Origin of the sequence: Thiothrix caldifontis, from assembly GCF_900107695.1 — a bacterium.
Lineage (GTDB): Bacteria > Pseudomonadota > Gammaproteobacteria > Thiotrichales > Thiotrichaceae > Thiothrix > Thiothrix caldifontis.
The window spans coordinates 238,059-261,283 of record NZ_FNQP01000001.1 but is presented as its reverse complement, the minus strand read 5'-3'; the positions used below and the strand labels follow the sequence as shown (position 1 = coordinate 261,283).

The window sequence follows — 23,225 nt, the reverse complement described above, 5'->3', positions numbered from 1 at the left end:
CCGAAAAACTTTTGCATAAGTACTTAGAAGAGGCAATTCACATGAAAACTTCGGCATCAAAGCATAGTGAGAAATTATCATGTTGATTTTCAACTTAAATCATTGAAGCGACCGATCAAAAATTGAACTTGCTTTCCGTGTAGGAATTAAGCAGAACACAGGTTATACTTAACTTTAGAAATTCTGTAGATGATAAGTACTTAGGCATAAGTTACTCGGAACTTTTCAATCGTAACCGATTGATTTGTAAGGGGTGGTTTTTCCGAAAAACTTTTGCATAAGTACTTACGTTATTGGATCAATTCTGAATGAATAGCCGGAGTAATACTTTCAAAAGGATTATCTAGCGTTGAATAGCGCTCAAACCATTGCGAAGTTGATGCCACACCATGCGAATCCAGTTCATATTGCCGCAAAACAGTATCAAGCATTTGTGCAATACTTTCTGGCGAAACCCAGTCAACTGAAAAAATATTGGTCGATAGCGAGGAAATATCTTTGGATGCATAGCCATTGGTGACAACACGCAAGCCAAAAGCCGCCATTTCCAAAGGTGGATAACTTGGATGCGGCGAAATCATCAACGAAACACCTGCGTAAGAAGTACTTAACTCTGTTGCGTACTCATCAATTGTAAGCTTACCCAATGATTCCAAGTAATGCTCATTGCCAAGCATGATACGAGGGTGTTTCTCACCAGCCGAATAAAAACGCCACAACGTATCTGGATGTCCTATAGCCCAAATACGTAACGCCATCACAATCATTTCAAATGCATTACGCTCAACACTTGGTCGACCATAAACCAAAACTTTACGCTCCCGTACATTTGATTTTGCCGCCCCCAGATGCTTTCTCAATCCTTGATGTAAAACAGGATCAAAATAATAACTACTCCGAAACGTATAGCCCTGCTGCAAGAAAAAATCACGCAATATCTGCGAATTAAAAACTGCTATGCAATTTGAATTATCATGATAAGTCGACTCAGCCAAAGCATAACGTGATGACCACGGGTAGAATCCAGGCTCATAATCTTGGATAAGATAGACATATCTCTCCATCTGAGTTTCACCAAACAGGGCACGTTTCTGAGAAAAAATGCCTTTCAGTAAAACGACAGTCCACCATGCTGTCGTAATAAACACATCATTCTCTGATACAGCTAATGTTCTGGAAGACCTATCCGCAGCCGAGACAATCGTTTTACCAGGCAAATCTTCGTCATCCAATCCCAAAATTTGCCAATCACGGTATGCCAAATTGTCTTCATAACGAAAATTAGCCTCATCCGTAAGAATAATTCTTACATTCCCAATATTTCCCCCAAGCTCACTAAAGAGAGTCAACGCAGTCGAAATTCCTCCAAACAAATGGCGTACAGACAGTGCTGGCACAAGTAAATTCAAACGTGCTTTATCTAAATTACTTTTACGAATCCGAATGGGGCTAATTTCAACCACATCAGTAGCAATAATCTGCGTCTCCTTAACACTCGCATCGTTAATAACCGCAGCATAAGTACGACGCAGATAAGCATGAACTTTCGGGTGTTTGAGAAACATTTTCAGGAGTTTACGCATGATTATGGTCTTCAGTAAATTGAGGTTGAGTAGTGTTTAATGACAAGTTACTGTTATAGAATGGATCAACCTGATCAACACGATACGGCGCATATTTGATTTCAGACTGCTGAAAATCAATGGCAGGAACATAGGATGAGCGCGTTTTTGACTCGTAATGGAAGAGCCTTGCTTCAGCACACATTACATTGAACAACCCAGATTTATAGGCTCTGATGCAGATTTCCACATCACTCCCACAGATAATAAAACTTTCGTCAAACCCACCTAAACGCTGAAACTTATCTTTGCTAATAGCCATACACGCCCCGGTGACAGCCAATACGTTGCGTGTCAATATAGGCGACACAAATGGCTGCGCACCATCGTGAATAGCAGGGTAAGTACGATAGACATGTTCAGCCCATCCCCCCATTCCCACCACAACACCTGAATGCTGGATACTGCCATCTTCAAATAACAACAAAGCCCCCACTAACCCCACATCAGGCAGTTTGGCATACCCCCCCAAAGACTCAAGCCATTGCGAAGAAATAACTTTCGTGTCGTTATTGAGAAACACCATTACGTCGCCATTTGCATAGTTTGCCGCGTAATTATTTAATTTTGACCAATTAAACTCGAAATCTGCGGGAATGACACGCACTCTCGAATCTGCTTTTTGAATTGTTTCAAAATACAAAAATGTTTCTGGCATCTCGGAGCGATTATCAAGAATTAATATCTCGAAATTTTGCCATGATGAACCATTCAAGATGCTATCGACACACTCAGACAGCAGTTCAACCTTATCTTTGGTTGGAATAATAATTGAAAAAACAACACTTTCAGGCAAATGAAAACCAAGCGCATAGGTAAACATATGCTCCCCATGCTGCACGCTAATAGCATTATCCGGGTAACGCTGTGCCACAAACTTTTGTACAGCTTGCATACCCGCTTCATCAGCATAATGTTTAGCGTTCGCATTGCCTGCTGTCGACTGAGGATGAATACGCCAATGATACAAAACTTTACTGATATGGATAATTTCTTCTACACGACATTGACTAGCCAGCGTTAACCAAAGATCGTAATCTTGTGCTCCGTTTAGATGCTCATCAAAAAGCGGTTTACCATACAGCCGCTTGAAGCAGACCAAATGCCCCAAATAAGCCTGTGAGCAAGCCAAATGTGGCGACCATACTGGTTTGAAAAATGGTAAACAACGCTCCCCTTTCTCATTCAAATGATCCTCATCGGAATACAGTAATTTGGCATCAGGATGCGCAGTTATAGCATCAACAATCCAATACAGCGCTTGCTCAGCCAACACATCATCATGATCCAGCAGAGCAACGTAATCACCAGTGGCAATATCCAATGCACTGTTCGATGCGGCACTTATATGCCCATTCGTTTCACGGAATACAACCTTGATTCGTGGATCTAAGGTCATATAGCCGTTGAGAATTTCACGTATACGTGAATCAGTGGATGCATCATCAGCAATACACAACTCCCAGTGCGCATACGACTGGGAACGAACCGATTCAATCGCTTCTGCTAACCATTCGGGTTTAGGGTTGTAACAAGGCATAACAACCGAAATCAGCGGACAGCTAGGCAGTATCGCAATACGTTCAGCAATCCGCTGACGTTCGAGGTCATCTAACGTATCGAAAGTAAGTACCCACTTGCCATAATCGTTACTAATCTGCTGAGCGGATATGGCAGCTATTGTAAACCCTCGCTTTAACCCTGCAAAACCTTGATTACGGTATAAGCGTATGGCTTTTAGCAACGTATTTTTAACCCCTCCCCCGCGCCTAATAACCCGATGCACACGCTGCGCCTCCCCCATAACAACATGCCTGATATGCTTTAACTCATCGGCTAACAAACGTAAGGGTTTCGTCATTTTCCAAGCTGTCGAGTTATAAAGGATGGCTAACTCAATTTCACGCGCTTTCAACTCACCCTCACGGACTTTCAACTCATCCTCACGTGCTACCAACAACTCAGTGACTTTAACTAGCTCTTGTTCTACCCGTTGAATGGTTTCTTCCGGTGGAACTGCACGATTAGACCAAGCATTATTTACCTCTGCTAACGAATCAAGCTGATAGGTACATCCATGAAGAGGGTGATGCCCCTCCACAACCAACTCCTGAGTCCCGGCAATAATACGTTGCCCCAGCATATTACTGGCTGCCGGAGCTTTACGCACTACACACATGGAGTTAATGAACTCTACCGAATGCAACTGAGCCAGCAGGTCGACATCCAGCTCACAACCATAGTGAGCGCAAATACCCTCTACAAGATCTGTCCGAGTTTTGGCTACCCCCCAGTGTTCGTGGTTAATAACATCGGCAAGACGCTTGAAAAAGCTCATTGATGAATAAGGATAAAAAATACCTCCATCAAACTTTTCCCAATAACTACAATGCAAATCTTCCGCGACAAACACCCCCCCCTCAACTACATGGGGAAAATAAAGTGCAAATGATTTAATAATATCGCCCGATGTATGTGAGCCGTCATCAATCACAATATCAAACTGTGCGGACTGCCGAAGTATCTGTGCATGAATGTCAGATGCATTCGCATCTCCCACAACCACGTGAATATGTGTATCGTCGTACTGAAGTTTGGCGCAGTCAGGGTTAATATCACAACCTAATAGCGCAATCGGCTGGCTGAAGTATTGATTCCAGATCTCTAGTGAACCACCATTTTGCACGCCGATTTCCAGCATTCGTAGCGGCTGATCACGGTAAGGGGCAAACAAGCGGTCATACTCCATTAAATACAACGACCACTTATCTGACACTTTTCCTGTATGTGCTGCGTACAGTTCGTGCAATGTTTTTTTATTCATGAATAACCTCTAAAACCACCCTTTCAAAGGGAATTCCTACCAAACCGTAACGTACTTTGCTGGAGGAAACATTAATAATCAAAGCATCATGCAACCAATGATGCTGAACATTTTCATAAACATCTCCATCGGCGATGGATACCATCACAGCATAGACTCCATTGGGTAACATCGGTAAACGAAACTCAAAAACACCCTCAAAAGTTTCCCCAGCAGCAACAGGAGTAGCCACTTTCTCTGAAAATGCCAAGGTATTCTCGCCAAACAAATCTTGCCCTAAACGGTCACGTACTAGAAAACCCACAATCGGGTTTGGCAACGCTGCGTAAGCTTTAGCTTTAATACTCATGCGGACACGCTCTCCACCGACAAACACACTCGAAGAGCCGGGGGACAAACGCGAAAGATTCACTGAGATTATGCTTACATCCTCGGTTTTCCAGCCCTTCGCCTGTTGCAGGTTATCTCGAACTTTGGCTTCAGCACCGTAATGAATTACTGGTTCTACATTCACGTCTGAAAACGTATCGCCATCATCAGCAGATTGAATGGTACTTAAGGCTGCTTCTTCACCGTATTGCTCTTGTAGTGTGTATTGTAAATAAGCCTCTGCAATTTTTTTTGCCGCACCGTAACCCTCTACCTTGCCTTTATTGAGCCAAAGCACGGAGTGGCAGAGATTCTGTACTGATGCAATATCATGGCTAACAAAAATAAGTGTGCCTTTACGCTGAAACTGACGAATAAAGCGCATACATTTCTGGGTAAACACCGCATCACCCACTGATAATGCCTCATCCACCACGAGAATATCCGCATCCACATGCGCCACCACAGCAAATGCAAGGCGCACATACATACCACTCGAATAAGTCTTAACGGGCTGCTCCATGAATTCGCCAATATCGGCAAATGCGGCAATAGCCTCAAAACGTGCGCTAATTTCCTCTAGGCTCAAGCCCAAAATAGCGGCATTCATATAGACGTTTTCTCGCCCTGTAAATTCAGGATTAAAACCAGCCCCTAATTCAAGCAAAGCAGCAACGCGCCCATACGTTTGAATACTGCCACCGCTAGGCGTTAATGTGCCGCAAATCATCTGTAAAAGCGTGGATTTTCCCGAACCATTTCGACCAATTACGCCAATAGATTCGCCGCGTTTTACCGAGAATGACACATCCTGTAGCGCTGTAAACTCACGAAAATAGTGCTTTTCAGGTTTCTTGAGCCAACGCCGCAATGATGGCATGACAAACTGTTTCAGGCGATCACGTGGCTTATCATACAGATGGTAAATCTTCCCTAGATTTTCAACACAGATAGCAATATCAGATGACATCAGCAAAGCCTTTTCTAGTTTTCTGGAACCACACAAACCCCAACCAGCCTACTAAGCCCGCCAATACGCTGTAAATTGCTAACCCTCCCCAATCTGGCGCATTGCCCCAAACCAAAACCTGGCGAGTTTGCTCAATAATGAATGTGAGCGGATTCAATAATAGCCACGGTCTATACATTTCAGGTAAGGCTGACAATGGGTAAAAAACCGGACTCATGAACAATAAAACCGTCGTAATCAAGCCCGTCATCTGACTAACATCACGCAAATACACGCCGGTGGAAGAAAGAAACCAACTGATGCCCATAATGCCAACCAAAAATGGCAACCAAATAATCGGCAATAACAGTATTGACCACGATAAGCTGTGCATTAATGCTAATTTAGCAACTAACAAAACAACGATGCTAATGGTCGTATGAAATAATGCTGCGATAACACTCACCCAAGGTAATATTTCGAGGGGAAATACGACTTTCTTCACGTAACTGACATTAGCCAGTACAAGACTCGGTGCTCGATTGATACATTCTGCAAACAAACCGTGAACAATCATTCCTGCAAACAAGATAACTGCGAAGCTACCTTGACCATTATCACTATCAACACCCCAACGTGCTTTAAACACCACACCAAAGACAAAGGTATAAACCACCAACATAAAAACAGGGTTGAAAAATGACCAAGCCATTCCCAATACCGAACCACGATAGCGCCCAATCACTTCGCGTTTCGCCATGTCTTTAATCAGTTGCCGGTGATGCCAAAAGGATTGAAATAATCGAGAAAATTCAATAGAAGGTGAGCTATGTGGATTCATATTATCTTTAAATCTTTTTGAGAATAGCAGCAGCAAGCAAGCTTAACTGCCCGGAAAAACGCTGACGATGCACACCAGATTGGAATAAACCCAATAAGCGTGGTATCAACCAACGATGGCGAGCAGCATCAAACGTTTCTAATGTCCTCCAACTTTCAGGCGTTAACCTAGCTTGCAAACGGCGTAACGCTTGGATGTTTTGCCCATTACCCTGCCTAAAATGACCGCGCCAGAGTTTACGGAACTGTGCAACAACCGCTAACCAGCTCAAATCAACACCGACAACATTAGCATCATGTTGGCGATAGCATAACGACGGCTCAGTATCATAAAAAACTTTCCCAGCACAACCGCTAACCACCATATATGTCCACCAATCATGAGCAACTACATCCACATCGCCACCTGCCTCAAGCAGCAGCAACCGCGCGGCGTGATTAAACACCATTGTGTTGCCACTGCCAATGTTTTGTGTCAAAGCATTAGCAAAGCAGGGAGGGCTAGAATAGAGCGGAGAGAATCCGACTTCGTTGTTATCTGCGTTCACTAACTGTGTACGCGAACAGTACAAGGCAGGAACATCGTCTGAAACCGTGCGTAACCAAGCCACTGCTCGTTGAAGTTTATCAGTATACCAAACATCATCTTGGTCAGAATAAGCATAATAATCCGCCTGAATATCCACACGGCAAGCCAAAGACAAAAAATTTGCAACAAAACCTGATCTTGGCCCATGCACAACAGACAAACGCTCCTGCGACCATTTTGCTCTATACTCAGCCAGAATAGAGAGGGTATCATCTTGCGAGCCATCATCAGACGCCCACATCACCCAGTGTGGATAGGTTTGAGCAGCCACTGAATCTAACTGGTCACGCAAATAACGCTGACCATTATAAGTACAGAGCAGGATAGCAACCGTTGGGGTGGTACTCGGCTTCAAGACACAATGACTTCTTTTCTATCAATAAACCATGAAATATATCCTGTTCAAGCTCACTCTGTATACCCTGCTGTTGCTGTTCAACCTATTACTGGCACGTGGGATAGCAGAATGGCTCATCCCTGATGCTCACGCCCACCCAGCCAGTAAGTATCTATGGCAGATCATGGTTTACTTATTGATTTTCTTCTACCTGCGCCTGCTGACACGGCGCATGGTAACGACTTCAGAAACCTGGCTCATTCTCAAAGGCAACAGCATTGCGCTAATCATCAACTTTGCGTTGATGTCATTGCTCAAACAGTCTGATCAGTATTCACGTCTCATTATTCTGGTATTTTTTAGCCTTAACCTGCTGCTACCTATTTGGATTTACTACCTAAAACGGCGCTGTCTGCAACACCCGCTGCTACGTGAGCGGGTACTCGTTATTTGCGACGAAGCCGCCTGTGAAGATTCACGTCAATGGTTAGCGGCTGACAATCCGTTTGGTTTTGACATTGCGGCAACGGTGAACATTAACCACTATTCGCCCGAAGGTTTGCAAACCATCGTCACCAACATTCTGGAAAAAGAGCACTTCTTCGCCACCATCATCATGCTGGAAAACACTGGCATGGAGCGCATGTTCCACCTCATGGATCAAATCCAGCACAAAGTAAAACGTATCCTGCTCGTGCCACGCATGACTTCACTGCCGATGTTTAATGCTGAAGTTTTCAACTCCATTAACCAGAAAGGCTTGATTTTCTTTGTCCGCAATAACCTGTTGAGTGACAGTGACCGTGCCTTTAAACACGTCTCCGACTTTATGTTGGCGCTCTTGCTAACCCTGCTGCTTTCCCCATTCTTATTGGGTTTGTACGTGTGGGTATGGTGGGCGACGGATGGCAAACCCATTTTCAAGCAACAGCGTGTCGGGCAAGACGGCAACGTCTTTAAAATCTACAAATTCCGTACCATGCGCCCAGATGCTGCCGAACAACTGGAAAAAATCCTTGCCGCTGACCCCGAAGCGCGTGAAGAATGGGAACGTGACCACAAACTCAAAAATGACCCGCGTATTACCCGCGTCGGGCATTTTTTGCGGCGTACCTCTCTGGATGAACTCCCGCAACTGATCAACGTGTTACGCGGGCAAATGTCACTGGTCGGCCCAAGACCCATTGTGGCAGAAGAAATCGTTGATTATGGCGAATACATCGACTATTACCAGCAAGTCAGACCGGGCATCACGGGCTTGTGGCAAGTCAGCGGGCGCAACGAGTTGAGTTATGAGGAGCGCGTCCAACTGGATGTCTGGTACGTGCGCAACTGGTCACTCGAATTAGATTTAATCATCCTAACCAAAACCTTTGTAGCGGTGCTGCTGCGCAAAGGCAGTTATTAAAAGTAGCAACCAAGAGACATAACACATGCAAAAACTCACCTGTTTCAAAGCCTACGACATTCGCGGCAAGCTAGGGGACGAGCTTAACGACGACGTGGCTTACCGCATTGGGCGGGCGTATGGGGAATTTATCGGCGCGGGCAAGCAAGTCGTGGTCGGCGGCGACGTGCGTTTGACTTCCGAAACATTGAAGTTGGCACTGGCGAACGGCTTGCAAGATGCAGGCGTTAACGTCATCGACATCGGCATGACCGGCACGGAAGAGATTTATTTCGCCACGTTCCACCTCGGTGTGGATGGCGGCATTGAAGTCACTGCCAGCCACAACCCGATGGATTACAACGGCATGAAGTTGGTGCGCGAAGGTTCACGCCCGATCAGCGGCGACACCGGCTTGAAAGACATTCAGCGCATGGCGGAAGAGAACAACTTCCCACCTGTCACGCAACGCGGCACACTCACGCAGCAATCGTGCCTTGCGGCTTACGTGCAGCATTTGCTCGGTTACATCGACCTCAAGGCAATCAAGCCGCTGAAACTGGTGGTGAATGCGGGCAATGGTGCTGCGGGTCATGTGGTGGATGCGCTCGAAGCCGAATGCCAACGCCTGCAAGTGCCGCTTAGCTTTATCAAAGTGCATAATGAACCGGATGGTACGTTCCCGCACGGCATCCCCAACCCCTTGCTGCCGGAAAATCGGGCGGATACCCGTGATGCGGTATTGGCACATAACGCCGATATGGGGATTGCGTGGGATGGCGATTTCGACCGCTGCTTCTTGTTCGACGAAACTGGCGAATTCATCGAAGGTTATTACATCGTTGGCTTGTTGGCAGAAGCGTTTTTGCAGCAGCATCAAGGTGCAAAAATCATCCACGATCCGCGCCTGACCTGGAACACGATTGACGTGGTGCAAGCGGCGGGCGGCGAGCCGATCCAGTCCAAAACCGGGCACGCTTTCATTAAAGAGCGGATGCGCTTGGAAGATGCGATTTACGGCGGCGAAATGAGTGCACATCACTATTTCCGCGACTTTGCGTATTGCGACAGCGGCATGATTCCGTGGTTGTTGGTAGCGCAATTGATGAGCGTAAAAGGAAAAAACCTATCCACGCTGGTGAGTGAGCGTATTGCGAAATTCCCATGCAGCGGTGAAATCAATTTCCACGTTAGCGATGTGAAAGCGTGCATCGCGGCAGTGCGTGAACACTTCGCTGCACTGCAACCGCTGGTAATTGATACCACCGACGGCTTGAGCATGGAATTTGCGGAATGGCGTTTCAACTTGCGCGGTTCTAATACCGAACCTGTGCTGCGCTTGAACGTCGAATCACGCCAAGACATGGCGTTGGTGCAGGAACAAGTTGCGAACATCAGCCGATTCTTTTAAATTTTTCTCTGGAGCATTGGATGGCACAGTACATTTACACCATGAACGGTGTCGGCAAGGTCGTCCCGCCGAACCGTTACATTCTCAAGGACATTTACCTCAGCTTCTTCCCCGGTGCGAAAATCGGCGTACTCGGCTACAACGGTGCGGGTAAATCCACCTTACTGCGCATCATGGCAGGTATCGACACCGACATCCTCGGCGAAGCCCGTCCGCAACCCGGCATCAATATCGGCTACCTCCCGCAAGAACCGCAACTCGACCCTACCAAGGACGTGCGCGGCAACGTCGAAGAAGGCTTAAAAGTCATCAAAGACGCCCAAGCCCGCCTCGATGAAGTCTACAACGCCTACGCTGAACCCGATGCCGACTTCGACGCCCTAGCCGCCGAACAAGCACGCTTGGAAAACATCCTGCAAGCCGCCGACGCGCACAACCTCGAACACACTCTCGAAGTCGCCGCCGACGCGCTGCGCCTGCCGCCGTGGGATGCCGATGTCACCACCCTCTCCGGTGGTGAAAAGCGCCGTGTGGCGCTGTGCCGTTTGCTGCTGTCGTCCCCCGACATGCTAATTCTTGACGAACCGACCAACCATTTGGATGCCGAGTCCGTCGCTTGGCTGGAACGCTTCCTGCAAGACTTCCCCGGAACCGTGGTCGCCGTCACCCATGACCGCTACTTCCTCGACAACGTGGCAGGCTGGATTCTGGAACTCGACCGTGGGCAAGGTATCCCGTGGGAAGGCAACTATTCCTCGTGGCTGGAGCAAAAGCAAAATCGCCTCGCGCAAGAAAGCAAAGCCGAGCAAGGCCGCCAGAAAGCCATGAAACAGGAATTGGAATGGGTTCGTTCCAACCCCAAAGGTCGCCACGCCAAGAGCAAAGCGCGGATGCAGCGTTTTGAAGAGCTATCTTCCAGCGACTACCAAAAACGTGCCGAAACCAACGAAATCTACATCGCTCCCGGCCCGCGCCTTGGCGATTTGGTGATCGAAGCCAATGGCATCAGCAAATCCTTCGGCGACCGCTTGCTGTATGAAAATGTCAGTTTCAGCCTGCCCAAAGGTGGCATTGTCGGCATTATCGGCCCGAATGGTGCAGGTAAAACCACCCTATTCCGCATGATTACCGGGCAAGAACAGCCGGATGCGGGTACGTTCAAAGTCGGCGAAACCGTCAAAATTGCTTACGTTGACCAATCCCGCGACGACCTTGACCCCAACAAAACCGTGTTCCAGGAAATTTCTGACGGACATGACATCATGACGGTCGGCGGTTATCAGATCCAGTCACGGGCGTATTGCGGACGCTTCAATTTCAAAGGTGATGCGCAGCAAAAACGCCTGTGCGATTTGTCGGGCGGGGAACGCAACCGCGTGCATCTGGCGAAACTGCTCAAAGAAGGCGGTAACCTGTTGCTGCTGGACGAACCGACCAACGACCTCGACGTGGAAACCTTGCGGGCGCTGGAAGAAGCGATCCTCAACTTCCCCGGCTGCGCGGTCGTTATCTCGCATGACCGTTGGTTCTTAGACCGGATTGCCACCCACATCCTCGCGTTTGAAGGTGACTCCACCGTGACATGGTTTGAGGGGAATTACAGCGATTACGAAGAAGATTACAAGCGCCGCCACGGCAACGACTTGAATCCGCATCGTATTAAATACAAACGTCTAAAAGCCTAACAACACCGCCAGAAGGCGGCAGAAGTTTCTTACTTCTAGCCGCCACTCTGCTTAGGCACATGACGCTCAGCCAATAATTTTGCCACACCGAATACCAACAACGGTAACATCAGCAGGCTACTCACAATAATTTCCCACATAGTATGGTTTAACCAAAGATTCAGGTGTGTCAGCAGGTAAATCAACACATAAGCGAGCAACCCAAAAAATAATAAACGCACCCAATAATCTGCATAATATTGCCCAACATGTTTCGCTATCCAGCCGTATTGCAACGGTGTTGCCAATAGCAGCAAGAACAAAGCCAGTGCCACACCGTTATGCGCATACGCGCTTCCCAACTGGTAAACCCCAACGAAATAGGCAATCGTACCAATAACAGCGATCAATGCTGTCAATTTAGCCTGCCCACCGCTTTGCAACACCCAATAACCGGTAACGGTATTGGAGTGTAAGAAAAAGAATACGGCGATAATTTGCAAGGTCAACGTACTTTGTTGCGCAAATTCAGGGGAAATCCACAACGATAGAAACGCCCCCCCCACTGTAATCAAAAGCACCGCAATCACCATACTAATCAGAAACATGATGTCACCGACTTTTTGGTATAAAGCCAATAACGCACTGTGTTTATGCAAGGTAAATAACTCGGTAAAACGCGGAAAGGCAATATGCACCAAAGTATGAATAATACCATTCGCCATTTGTGCGATAGTAAATGGTATCTGATAATACGTTACTGTCTCTGTACCAATCACTATACCAATTAGCAATTTATCGGCACGATAAGCCACCGAACTGACAAAGTTGCCCACAAAGGTATAAAAGCTAAACGAAACAATTTCCTCAAAAATAAGACGGTGAAAATAAGGGAAAAATCGGATACCACGCGGTAAAATTCTAAGGCTGAACACATATCCTGCCACAAAAGCCAATGCTTGAATTAGCACATAGCCCCACATCACCGTAACCAGCGAGTACCCCAGCAACAGTAGCAGGGTTGCCAATACAATCCCCCCAAGATTACCCGCATTATGAATAACCGCCGGGACATCAAAACGGTGATAGGCTTTGCACACATTCAAAAAAAACTGATTAATGTAGCTAAATAGCAAAGGTAAAGCCGTAATGCGCAAGACTTCCTGAGCTAACGCCCGCTTTTCAGACGCTGTATACAAAGCATTGGCAATAGCAGGTGCAAACACATACAAGGCAAGCGCACTCAGTAGACCGATCATGACGTAGACCAGCAAGGCCACGCCCAAGACTGGCTCTACTTTATGGTGTTCGCCGCTGACTTCGTAAGCTGACACGTATTTGATAACCGATTGGCCGACACCTAAATCCACTAATGCCATAAAACCAATCAGTGACGTGCAAATAACGTATAAACCATACAAATCAACACCCAGCCTCATCACCATGACGGGAATGGTAGCCAAGGCAGCCAATAGCGGCAAAACATAGCCAATGACGCTAAAAATAACATTCCGTTGTGTATTTTGCATACTTACCTTGGTCTTTTTAAAAAGGTTATCAGCAATAATAGTTTGTTTATTTTTGAAATTAAATTTTTACAAACTTTCAAGAAAATAAAAAATAAATGGGGATATTACCCTTAATAAAATCGACCAAAGGCAAGCTACCTATAAAAACCTTGTGCGCTCATACAAAAAATAGAATATTATTTTCTTAGCAAGTCTCAAAACCGATACACTCAACTCTGAAGAGGTTGCCATGAATCTGCCAACCGTTAAGCAATTGCGCTACTTTATCGCCTTAGAGAGTCACGAACATTTTGGTAAGGCCGCTGAAGCCTGCTTTGTCTCGCAATCAGCGTTCAGCACGGCTATTCGTGAGTTGGAAACCACCTTAGAAGTACAACTGGTTGACCGAACGAATAAAAATGTCACTGTCACGCATGTAGGACGGCAAATTGCAGTGGAAGCGCGGCGTTGCTTGCGGGATATTGAAAATCTTGTGGAATTGGCCCGCAGCAACCATGCCCCCCTAACAGGTGAACTGCGGGTTGGTATTATTCCAACCATTGCACCATTTCTGCTGCCCAGAGTATTGCCCCCCTTACGCCAGCAGTTTCCAAACTTGCGCCTTTATTTAAGCGAAGACATTACCCAACGGGTTTATGAAAAATTAATGCATGGCGAGCTGGATCTTATCATTATTGCCCTACCCTATGCCTTGCGCAATGTTGAAGTGATGTCATTGTTTAAAGACAGGTTTTTCTTAGCCTGCCGTGAAGACACCCGGCACACCCGCCCCAAGCACCACATTTTTAACGACCTCGACCCGGAAAGTATTTTGCTATTGGAAGATGGTCATTGCTTACGCGACCACACGCTCTCTGCCTGCCATTTACAAGATATGGACAAGATCAGTCGCTTCACCGCCAGCAGCCTACTCACTTTGACACAAATGGTGGACGCCGATTTAGGCATTTCCTATTTACCCGAAATGGTCAAAGGTTCCACTTTACTCACCGGCACAAATGTCAAAATCTGGCCATTACAAGAAGAAAGCTATCGAGAGATTGGCTTAGCCTGGCGGCGGGGTAGTGCTCGTGAAGTCGAGTTTAAACAACTGGGAGCGTTTATCAAAACAACTTGGCTAAAACTGTTGGAAGCGGTTTGATCCCCAATACTGGCTTACCCGCCCATCGGCTTTTTATACAAGGCAATTTCCACTAATCGGTCTTATCATTCATTTTGAGCAAGCGGCATAAGCAAACCGCATAAGCATGGCATACAACATCCTCAGGAACACTACTTTTCCCGAGGACACCATGCTTATACTATCATTGATAACAAGCCTGTGCGTGACATGGATTGCGCTTCATTTACTCAAGCCCGTCGCTTATCGCGCTCATTTGCTTGACATTCCCCAAGGCCGCAAACAGCATATTGGTGCGGTTCCACTCATCGGTGGCATCTCCGTATTTCTCGGTGTCTCTGCGGCTGTATTACTCACAGTACCCAACGACGTCGCTGTCACTACATGGTTGTTGTGTGCTTTAGGTATCGTGTTACTGGGTGTTGCCGATGATGCGGAAGACCTTTCCGTCAAACTACGCATCGCCATGCAAATTACCCTAACGTTAGCACTGTGCATTGGCAGTGGCGTATCCCTAGCAAATCTCGGTAACTTGTTAGGGCTAGGTGAAATCGACTTAGGTGTATTCAGCTACCCTTTCACTGTGTTGATTGTACTGGGAGTTATCAATGCCTTTAACATGATTGACGGTATAGATGGCTTGTTAGGTTCTGTCGCCTTGGTTTCATTACTTAGCTTGGTTATGTTATTTGGCTTATCTACTCATGCACATCTCTTGAGCGTCAGTGTGATTTTTGTTGCTGCCCTGGTTCCATACTTACTGAATAACTTGGTGCTACCCCCTTTCAAAGAGAAGATTTTCATGGGGGATGCAGGCTCCATGCTGATTGGCTTGACTATCAGTTGGCTCCTGATTGAAGGCACACAAGATACTACTCAGCAAGCATTCCGCCCGGTAACAGCATTGTGGCTGATTGCGCTACCGCTGATGGATATGGTGCGTGTTATTTTGGTACGCCTACGGGATCGCCGCTCACCTTTTGCTGCCGGGCGTGATCACTTGCATCATCTTTTGTTAAATATCGGCATGAGTAAAGGCGCAACATTACTGACCATGGCAGCCTTAGCCGCTGTGTTAGCCAGTGTTGGCATCCTCACAGAGTACCTACAAACCAGCGCCAGCGTGATGTTCTACGGTTTTTTACTGACCTTCTTGGCTTATCTGCTGATGGTCGCGCCATTGGTTGATGCTGAAAAAGGCAGTCTGAAAAACTGGCTCGAAGCAGCCTCACTTACTCAAACTGCGCGGAAGATTCTTGCAAGATACGGAAATAATTAACAAACGGCGGGGTTTGCCCCGGCCTTAGGCGTAACGACCGCTCCTCAAAATACGGGGGAGCGGTTTCGTCAGTGTAGACCCTGATTTGCATCCGGTATAAGGGTTGTTGGCTGGCATCAAGGAAAGCCCCACCGAAATCCGGCTGCACGTATTGCCCTTCAGACTCCTCTCGCTGACGCATATAGGCATCAACTTTTGCTGCATCCCCTTCTGCCAACAGTAACAAGGTCTGACGTGGAGCCAGCATTGGGTTAATGCCCGCAGCACCGGAGTTGACTGTCAGAAAACGGGTCAATGCCTGATAAAGCTGGGGAGTCATCCCCAACACTTGTTGTAATTCTTCAATACGCTCAAATGGCGCATCCTTCGCCCCGAAAGGCAAACCGGCATTCTCATAATCACCATCTTCTGCACCGTTGACGCGCTTTAGATCGTCCACATCACGAAAATCTTCCAGAATATCCAGCATGTTTTGGGTCGCTTGCTCATCCAAGCCCGCTTGCTCCAGAATAAGTTGCAGCAACGGACGGCTGGCGTAATTGATGTCGATCAAGCCGTTTTCACCCACCACCCGGATTTCGGCTTTCATGCCTTCGTATCCCCACAACAACGGTGTACCGCCCAGTTTGAGATCACGCTCTTTATTTGGCAGGAACAATTGCAACACCGCATAATGCGCCGCCGCATCCGCAGCAGCACGCGCTTGCGCACTGCGCCGTGCATAATCCACCATGCTGGTTTCGGTACGGGTAGCATATAAAAGACTGGCAGCAAGCGTCATCATCACCATGATCATCCATAACACGACGATCATGGCAACGCCGGATTGTTTATTTTGCATAATCAGTTACCTGCGGCAAATCCACCAACATCTCAGGCCATGCACGTTCTTGATCTGCCAAAGTCAGCTTCAACATATCGGGGTAACGCGGCTTATCTTCCCAGTCGGCTGTCCAATCAGGGTCTTCACCTTCTGTTTCTGCGCCAAAATACTCAAAAGCTGCCGCTTGCAAACCTTCGAATACCAACACAGGTTCGGCTTCTGTAAAAGCATCGTCCCACGTCAATTCGGGGCGATAAGGTGCAAACAGCATTTCCAGCTTTTTACCCTCTTTCGCCGCCACAATATTCAGCTCAATCAGAAATACGCCCCCTTGATGCTGCAACGGTTGCAAAGGGGCAGCATAGCGTAACGACGTCGCCGTTCCCTCAAACGCATACACCTTCGCCTCTTTTTCACCGGCAATCTTCACCACCATCGCTTGGCTTAACTGACGGCGTAAAAAATCGCTGATAAGGCGCATGTCTTCGGTTTTATTCATACGGGTATCGGCTGCATCCCAACTACGCCCAATCGTATTAAAACTGGCAAACAAGGCGAGAAACAGCAAGGACACTAATGAGAACGCAATCAGCATTTCCAGCAAAGTGAAGCCACGTTGCCTCATGTTTGCTCCCCAAAACGTAACGATGACAGGTGGAATTCACGAGCACTGTCACCACTTTTCCATGTCACGACCACTTCGACACGATAGAGTTGTAATGGCAGGGGCATTTTTTCCAGTGCCTCACTGAGTTCGATGGGCGACATTTGGACTTCCCAACGGTAAGCAGAACCCGGCTCATCGCCACTGATATTACCCTCTTCGACTTCAATTTCACTACCGACAGCGGCAAGGCGCGATTCTGCCACTTGTACGGCGAAACTGTATTCATCTGCCAGTGCCACACTGCGCATCGCAGAGCCAAACAATTGCAGTAACACCCCCACGACTAACCCCATCACCACAAAAGCGACGAGAACTTCCAGCAGGGAAAAACCTTTATTGGATTGAGACACGCCCCGTCACCCATTCCACATTGACCTTGTAGGTCTGTTGATTGTGTGTCAATTCCACCGAACCACCCGTGGAACTGCCATCAGGAAAAAAGCGAATACCGCCTTGCTTAGCGGTATCAACTTCAGCAGCACTGGTATTGATTTTGGCGGTAATCGCCGTACTGAATTGGCGGTCGGCATCGGCAGCACCACCATCAATCCAGAAACGTTTTTCCTGGACATTCATCTTCCACAAGGTAGGCTGTTGACGCATCACCGCTTGCGCCCGCGCATGACGCAAGCTGGCAGCCACTTCCCGGCTACTTTTACGCAAGACGGGCCCTTCAGACAACGAAGTAGCCACCACGCCCATCAATAACCCACCGATGATCAACACCAGCAGGACTTCAAGGAGCGTGAACCCCTTATTTCCAGAGCGTAATATCGGCATCTTCGCCTTCACCACCGGCGGCACCATCCGCGCCCAAGGAAATCAGATCATACGGTTGACCGTTGCTACCGGGGCGCTTGTACTGGTAGTCATTGTTCCACGCATCTTTAGGGACTTCACCTTTTTTCAGGTAAGGCCCATTCCAGCCACGCGCACTCGACGGTGCTGCTACCAACGCTTTCAAGCCATCCGCCGTGGTGGGGTAACTACCCACTTCCAAACGGTACATATCGAGTGCCGCGCTGATATTTTCAATCTGCACTTTGCTGGATTGGCTTTTACCTTTGCCGAGGTATTTCATCGCCTGTGGGCCGACAATCCCCGCGATTAAACCGAGGATAACCAACACGATCATCAGCTCAATCAGGCTGAAGCCACGTTGTTGAACAGACGGGTATTGTTGAGACTTGAACTGCATTATTAACTCCTTTTTATTATTTATCTTTCAATAGTTTGTGATTTTCTTGGGAAACTATTTGACCAAATCAGCCATATTGATCATCGGCAATAACACCGCACCAATAATGACCAAAATGGAAAGTGCCATGACCAGAATCAGCACCGGTTCCAACAGTGCTAACATCTGTTTCACCGACGTTTTCACTTCATCGTCGTAAATGTCTGCCACTTCGCGCAACAGTTCTTCCATGCGCCCAGTTTCTTCACCCACGCGCAACATGTGCAAGGCATAAGGGGGAAACACGCCTTTGCCCAATAATGTACGGGTCAGGCTTTCGCCTTGCTTAAGGCTATCCGCTGATTCTTCGACAGCCGCTGCCATCACCCGATTACCGACGGTATTCTTCGCAATTTTTAACGCCCCCAAGAGCGGCACACCGTTATGCAGCAAGGTGCCAAGGCTACGCGAAAAGCGGGCAGTTTCGATCTTGCCAATCAAATCCCCCACCAAGGGCCAGCGTAACATGCTGCGATCCAATCCAGTCCGCGCCTTTTCATTGCTAAAAACGTACTGAACCCCCAACAAAATCAACAAAAAGCCACCCAACACTGCCCACCAATAATGCTGCAAGGTTGCGGCAGTCCCCATAACCACCCTAGTAATCGTTGGCAACTCCGCCCCCATATCGCCAAACATTTGTGCAAACTGCGGCACAACGAAGGTGAGCAACGCAAAAATCGACACCACTGCCACGAAAGCGAGAATCGCAGGGTAAATCAGCGCGGAAATCACCGTACCACGCAACTCTTTCGCCCTTGCCATGTATTCGACCAAACGTGCCAACGCATCATCAATCGAACCACCGGCCTCACCTGCCCGCACCATATTGATGTAAAAGCGTGAAAACTTACCGCTAGCTTCCAATGAATCAGCAAAGCGTTTACCACTGCGCACACTGTTTTGGATACCTTGCACCAACTCAATCACCGGCGGTTTTTCCCCGATTTCCAGCAAAATACCCAAGGCACGGTCTAAGGGCAAACCTGCCCGCAACATGGTAGACAGTTGCTGGGTCAAGGCCATAATGTCGGGTTGGCTAACCGCTTTACTGGCAAAGAAACCACTGGATTTTTTACTGGCAGCACTTGAAACACTGGCGATAGCGGCAACTTTACCCGCGCTGATTTTGATGGGAATCAGCCCTTGCGTATGGAGACTTTCGGCGGCTTGCGCTTCATTAGTCGCTTCCAGTGTGCCCTCTTTCGCCACCCCTTGCGGGGTAATGGCTTTGTAGCTATACGTTGGCATTCGGGGTTTCCTCCGCCACGCGCAACACTTCCTCTAAAGTCGTTACACCTTTGAGCGCTTTGAGCAAGCCGTCTTCATACATGGTGCGCATTCCGCTTTTGCGGGCTTGTTCTTGCAATACACCGGCATCTTCATGCTTGAGAATTAAGCGACGCAACGGGTCATCAATGACTAACACTTCGTGGATAGCGCTACGGCCTTTGTAGCCAGAATTGCCACACGCGCTACAGCCTCTGGCGTGCCACAAACGCAATTCGCCTTCGGGTTGATAGTGACGCAAACCGAGTTCCTGCTCAATTTCCGGCAATACCGGATGCGATTCGCGGCATTGCGGGCAAAGACGCCGCACCAAACGCTGGGCAAGAATCCCATTCACCGTTGAGGTGATGAGGTAATCCTCAATTCCCATATCCATGAGCCGGGTAATGCCGCTGGCAGCATCATTGGTGTGCAAGGTGGATAAGACCAAGTGACCCGTAAGAGCCGATTGAATCGCAATGCGGGCAGTTTCCACGTCGCGCATTTCCCCGATCATAATAATGTCCGGGTCTTGACGCACAATGGAACGCAATGCATCCGCAAAATTAAGGCCAATTTTGGGGTTAGCCTGAATCTGGTTAATCCCTTCGAGTTCGTATTCCACCGGGTCTTCAACCGTTAAGACCTTATTTTCAGGCGTATTCAATTGGGTCAAGGCAGAATACAGCGTGGTCGTTTTTCCTGAACCCGTAGGGCCCGTGACCAGGATCACGCCGTGGGGAGCATCCAATTGTTGTTGCACCTTGCGCAAATTATCATCGGAAAAGCCCAAGGTATTCAGATCAAGTTTGACACTGTGCTTATCCAGCAAACGCATGACGACACTTTCACCGTGCATGGTAGGAACCGTAGACACCCGCATGTCTATTTCTTTGCCCTGCGCCCGTAACTGGATGCGCCCGTCTTGTGGCAAGCGACGTTCAGCAATGTTGAGTCGTGCCATAAGTTTGAGACGTGAAATAATCGCTGCGGTCAGTTGTGGCGGGGGAGACTCGACTTCGTGAATCACGCCATCAATCCGGTAACGTACTTTCAGATGGGTTTCAAACGGTTCAATGTGAATATCAGAGGCACGTTGGCTCATCGCATTGGTCATGATTTGGTTCACCAGACGAATAACCGGCGCTTCACTCGCCATGTCTTTCAGGTGTTCGATGTCATCCAAATTATGATCTTGGCTGGTAATCTCGAAATCGTCATCGCCACCACCTGCCTCTTTTTTGCTGGCGTCACTGCCATACAAGCGTTCAATATTGGCACGAATTTCAGTAGGAAGCCCCAATAATGGTTCGACCAGTTTACCACTTGCCATGCAAATGGCATGACGGGCAAATTCATCTTGCGGGTTGGACATGGCCACCACCAAGCGGTCGTCTTCTGCCTGCAAGGGAACAATCTCAGCATTACGCATGTAATTGATGGCAATGCCGGGGTTTTCGACGGGTAATGAGGGGTAGTCTTTGCTCAATGCCATGCGCACATTCAAATGACGCGACAGCACAAACGCAACCTCTTGTTCGGTAAGCATACCTAAGCGTACCAGCACGCTACCTAAGGGCTGACGAATTTCTGCCTGCGCTCGCAACGCACGCTCAAGATCAGTGGGTTTTAATTTGCCTAGTTTGACCAGCCTTTCGCCAAACAGTGCGGCTGGAGCATGGGATGTCGCAACCTGCATGATAGTATTTCTTTATTATTATAATGCGACCCCATTTTAGGGATAGGAGGGAAACATGCAAGCAGTTTCCCCCCAAACGGTCGGAAAATTGCTACCGTTTAGATACCACTATTGCCCACAATCATTGCACCACCGATACCCGCAACCAGCGCGACAACCATCAGCACGATGGAAACCAAGGCCAAAATACCGATCAACTTCCAAAAACTGGCTTGTTGGCTCAGCGCTGTTTCCAAATCAGCGACGCTCAATGAACTCGTCAGACGTTTAATCGCGCTGGCATAGCGCAACAGATACAACGAGGCCATGAAGTAAATAACCCCAATGACTAAATACAAAACGCCCATACCGATCATCATACCGCTGCCAAACGGCGCAATGTCAGCATCGACACCCTCCATATTGCCCATCATGGCTCCCCCCATCATCATGGGAACCGCTGCTAATACCGTGAATGCCGTGCCAATAAATCCCAAAATAGCCAAGAATAACACCCATGGACGGGTTTTCTGCATCGCACTGATAATCTGGTCAGTCATGACACCCGTTCCACCCGCCACATCACGGACAGCCGCACGCGGGGTTGCAAAAGCTTCTTGAACACTCATCGTCTTTTCCTTTTGTTGTAAAAAATAGCCAATCTAGCACTAAACTAGACTGAACACATACTTTACTGGATAAAGTGCAGCGGGCATTAATCGGACATAATCGACGTAAGAATGCGTACCATCCGCTCCCGATTTTTAGCGCGGAAATAGTCTTTGTTTTGATAAAAATCCACGGTTTCATTAGCCCACCACCTCGGTACACCCAACAGCGGGAAAGGATTTAAGCTAGCAGTGGAAGACAAGCCCCCCTCCTGCAACAGGTTTACCACCACCTGATCCAAATAAGCGTGTTGCTGCTCTAATGATCGCAAGAAAAAGTCAGGCTCCACTTGCACCAATAAGGCATGAGCCGTCACCCCGACATAAGGTGTCAGCATTTTCTCCAAAGTGGCATGACCGATCATGAAACAGTCAATTTCACGCCCCCACGCAGCACGTTCCTGCCAAAACAAAGTCTCCCACGCGAAATCGACGACTTGCTGCAAATGCTCGAGGTGACTGGCGACAATGATTACACCACTCTCATCCAATACAGTTAACGCATCGCGCTGTGGGGTACGCGGTTTGCCATACCGCACTATGTCAGCAGCATGTAAGGCATTAATCATCACCTTGGTTTGTGGAAACAAGCTCCACATTAAAGCATTAAAAAAATCGTGCCAATTAGGGCGAGTGGCCACCATGCCATGCTGGAAAATTCGCTCCTCGTAGTACAACTCAGGAAACGGCAAGGTATGGTCTTGCGGTACAAAATGCACCGGTAAACCCGATTGTGCACAAAGATCAGCAGGCAATAAGGGGTTTAAATATTCACAGTCAGGCCAGTTTTCCAGGTTCGACCAACCGTCACGATTCCGCAACTGCCGAAAACACGGGTGCAAGCTCTCAAAAGCAGGATTCCAAAGGTCAGGCTTCATCCTGTATCCGCTAATAACATAAACCGTGAATTTTAGCGCAACTGTGCCTCCCTTATCCGCGTCTTTTTGTCTATAGTCATAGGGC

The 23,225-nt window shown here is 47.8% G+C and carries 20 protein-coding genes; 5 read left to right on the top strand and 15 right to left on the bottom strand.

From position 1 onward, the window contains the following. Window positions 1-290: 290 nt before the first annotated feature. Genes BLV87_RS01315 through BLV87_RS01295 form a run of 5 tightly spaced genes read right to left on the bottom strand, consistent with a single transcriptional unit; the run spans window position 291 to window position 7,548 of the window. Entirely contained in the window at window positions 291-1,583 is a 1,293-nt protein-coding gene (locus tag BLV87_RS01315) for a rhamnosyltransferase WsaF family glycosyltransferase (RefSeq protein WP_093064589.1), read from the bottom strand. Continuing rightward, complete coding sequence (locus tag BLV87_RS01310; RefSeq protein ID WP_093064587.1) at window positions 1,576-4,446, bottom strand: glycosyltransferase; 2,871 nt, start codon at window positions 4,444-4,446, stop codon at window positions 1,576-1,578. Before BLV87_RS01310 ends, BLV87_RS01315 begins: the two co-directional genes overlap by 8 nt. Then, window positions 4,439-5,785, bottom strand: a complete 1,347-nt coding sequence (locus tag BLV87_RS01305) for an ABC transporter ATP-binding protein (RefSeq protein ID WP_093064585.1) — start codon at window positions 5,783-5,785, stop codon at window positions 4,439-4,441. Before BLV87_RS01305 ends, BLV87_RS01310 begins: the two co-directional genes overlap by 8 nt. Continuing rightward, window positions 5,775-6,641, bottom strand: a complete 867-nt coding sequence (locus tag BLV87_RS01300) for an ABC transporter permease (protein WP_245706869.1) — start codon at window positions 6,639-6,641, stop codon at window positions 5,775-5,777. The genes BLV87_RS01305 and BLV87_RS01300 overlap by 11 nt, the downstream gene beginning before the upstream one ends. Continuing rightward, window positions 6,613-7,548: a glycosyltransferase family 2 protein gene (locus BLV87_RS01295; RefSeq protein WP_093064581.1), complete on the bottom strand. Its 936-nt coding sequence runs from the start codon at window positions 7,546-7,548 to the stop codon at window positions 6,613-6,615. Before BLV87_RS01295 ends, BLV87_RS01300 begins: the two co-directional genes overlap by 29 nt. Before the next feature lie 31 nt (window positions 7,549-7,579). Between BLV87_RS01295 and BLV87_RS01290 the strand changes: the two genes are divergently transcribed. Genes BLV87_RS01290 through ettA form a run of 3 tightly spaced genes read left to right on the top strand, consistent with a single transcriptional unit; the run spans window position 7,580 to window position 12,013 of the window. Continuing rightward, window positions 7,580-8,938: an exopolysaccharide biosynthesis polyprenyl glycosylphosphotransferase gene (locus BLV87_RS01290; protein ID WP_093064579.1), complete on the top strand. Its 1,359-nt coding sequence runs from the start codon at window positions 7,580-7,582 to the stop codon at window positions 8,936-8,938. A 25-nt stretch (window positions 8,939-8,963) separates the two neighbouring features. Then, window positions 8,964-10,328 (top strand): phosphomannomutase CpsG, encoded by a 1,365-nt coding sequence (gene cpsG / locus BLV87_RS01285; protein ID WP_093064577.1) that lies wholly within the window; start codon window positions 8,964-8,966, stop codon window positions 10,326-10,328. A gap of 20 nt (window positions 10,329-10,348) precedes the next feature. Next, on the top strand, window positions 10,349-12,013 hold the full coding sequence (gene ettA, locus BLV87_RS01280) for an energy-dependent translational throttle protein EttA (RefSeq protein ID WP_093064575.1): 1,665 nt from the start codon (window positions 10,349-10,351) through the stop codon (window positions 12,011-12,013). A 35-nt stretch (window positions 12,014-12,048) separates the two neighbouring features. On the opposite strand, the gene BLV87_RS01275 is transcribed toward ettA, so the two are convergent. Next, a complete protein-coding gene (locus BLV87_RS01275) occupies window positions 12,049-13,521 on the bottom strand; it encodes an oligosaccharide flippase family protein (RefSeq protein ID WP_093064573.1) in 1,473 nt (490 codons plus the stop codon). A gap of 229 nt (window positions 13,522-13,750) precedes the next feature. Here BLV87_RS01275 and BLV87_RS01270 point away from each other — a divergent pair, with 229 nt between their 5' ends. Then, on the top strand, window positions 13,751-14,662 hold the full coding sequence (locus tag BLV87_RS01270; protein ID WP_093064571.1) for a hydrogen peroxide-inducible genes activator: 912 nt from the start codon (window positions 13,751-13,753) through the stop codon (window positions 14,660-14,662). A gap of 151 nt (window positions 14,663-14,813) precedes the next feature. Continuing rightward, window positions 14,814-15,920: a UDP-N-acetylglucosamine--undecaprenyl-phosphate N-acetylglucosaminephosphotransferase gene (gene wecA / locus BLV87_RS01265; RefSeq protein ID WP_175517796.1), complete on the top strand. Its 1,107-nt coding sequence runs from the start codon at window positions 14,814-14,816 to the stop codon at window positions 15,918-15,920. Here the strand turns inward: wecA and BLV87_RS01260 are convergent. The 9 genes from BLV87_RS01260 to BLV87_RS01220 all read right to left on the bottom strand — a co-directional run bounded on the left by BLV87_RS01260 (window position 15,874) and on the right by BLV87_RS01220 (window position 23,140). Beyond that, complete coding sequence (locus BLV87_RS01260; protein WP_245706868.1) at window positions 15,874-16,761, bottom strand: type II secretion system minor pseudopilin; 888 nt, start codon at window positions 16,759-16,761, stop codon at window positions 15,874-15,876. The genes wecA and BLV87_RS01260 overlap by 47 nt on opposite strands. Further along, on the bottom strand, window positions 16,751-17,368 hold the full coding sequence (locus tag BLV87_RS01255; protein ID WP_093064565.1) for a prepilin-type N-terminal cleavage/methylation domain-containing protein: 618 nt from the start codon (window positions 17,366-17,368) through the stop codon (window positions 16,751-16,753). The genes BLV87_RS01260 and BLV87_RS01255 overlap by 11 nt, the downstream gene beginning before the upstream one ends. Further along, the gene (locus BLV87_RS01250; RefSeq protein WP_093064563.1) at window positions 17,365-17,760 is read right to left on the bottom strand and encodes a prepilin-type N-terminal cleavage/methylation domain-containing protein; all 396 of its coding nucleotides are present in this window, start codon (window positions 17,758-17,760) and stop codon (window positions 17,365-17,367) included. Before BLV87_RS01250 ends, BLV87_RS01255 begins: the two co-directional genes overlap by 4 nt. Continuing rightward, the gene (locus BLV87_RS01245; RefSeq protein WP_245706867.1) at window positions 17,744-18,190 is read right to left on the bottom strand and encodes a GspH/FimT family protein; all 447 of its coding nucleotides are present in this window, start codon (window positions 18,188-18,190) and stop codon (window positions 17,744-17,746) included. Before BLV87_RS01245 ends, BLV87_RS01250 begins: the two co-directional genes overlap by 17 nt. After that, complete coding sequence (gspG, locus tag BLV87_RS01240) at window positions 18,165-18,608, bottom strand: type II secretion system major pseudopilin GspG (protein ID WP_093064559.1); 444 nt, start codon at window positions 18,606-18,608, stop codon at window positions 18,165-18,167. Before gspG ends, BLV87_RS01245 begins: the two co-directional genes overlap by 26 nt. A 54-nt stretch (window positions 18,609-18,662) precedes the next feature. Next, entirely contained in the window at window positions 18,663-19,898 is a 1,236-nt protein-coding gene (locus tag BLV87_RS01235) for a type II secretion system F family protein (RefSeq protein ID WP_093064557.1), read from the bottom strand. Next, window positions 19,885-21,615: a type II secretion system ATPase GspE gene (gene gspE, locus BLV87_RS01230; RefSeq protein ID WP_093064555.1), complete on the bottom strand. Its 1,731-nt coding sequence runs from the start codon at window positions 21,613-21,615 to the stop codon at window positions 19,885-19,887. Before gspE ends, BLV87_RS01235 begins: the two co-directional genes overlap by 14 nt. 98 nt (window positions 21,616-21,713) lie before the next feature. Continuing rightward, the gene (locus BLV87_RS01225) at window positions 21,714-22,223 is read right to left on the bottom strand and encodes a DUF5362 family protein (protein ID WP_093064553.1); all 510 of its coding nucleotides are present in this window, start codon (window positions 22,221-22,223) and stop codon (window positions 21,714-21,716) included. 86 nt (window positions 22,224-22,309) lie between these two features. Continuing rightward, a complete protein-coding gene (locus BLV87_RS01220) occupies window positions 22,310-23,140 on the bottom strand; it encodes a DUF3025 domain-containing protein (protein WP_093064551.1) in 831 nt (276 codons plus the stop codon). Window positions 23,141-23,225: the final 85 nt, after the last annotated feature.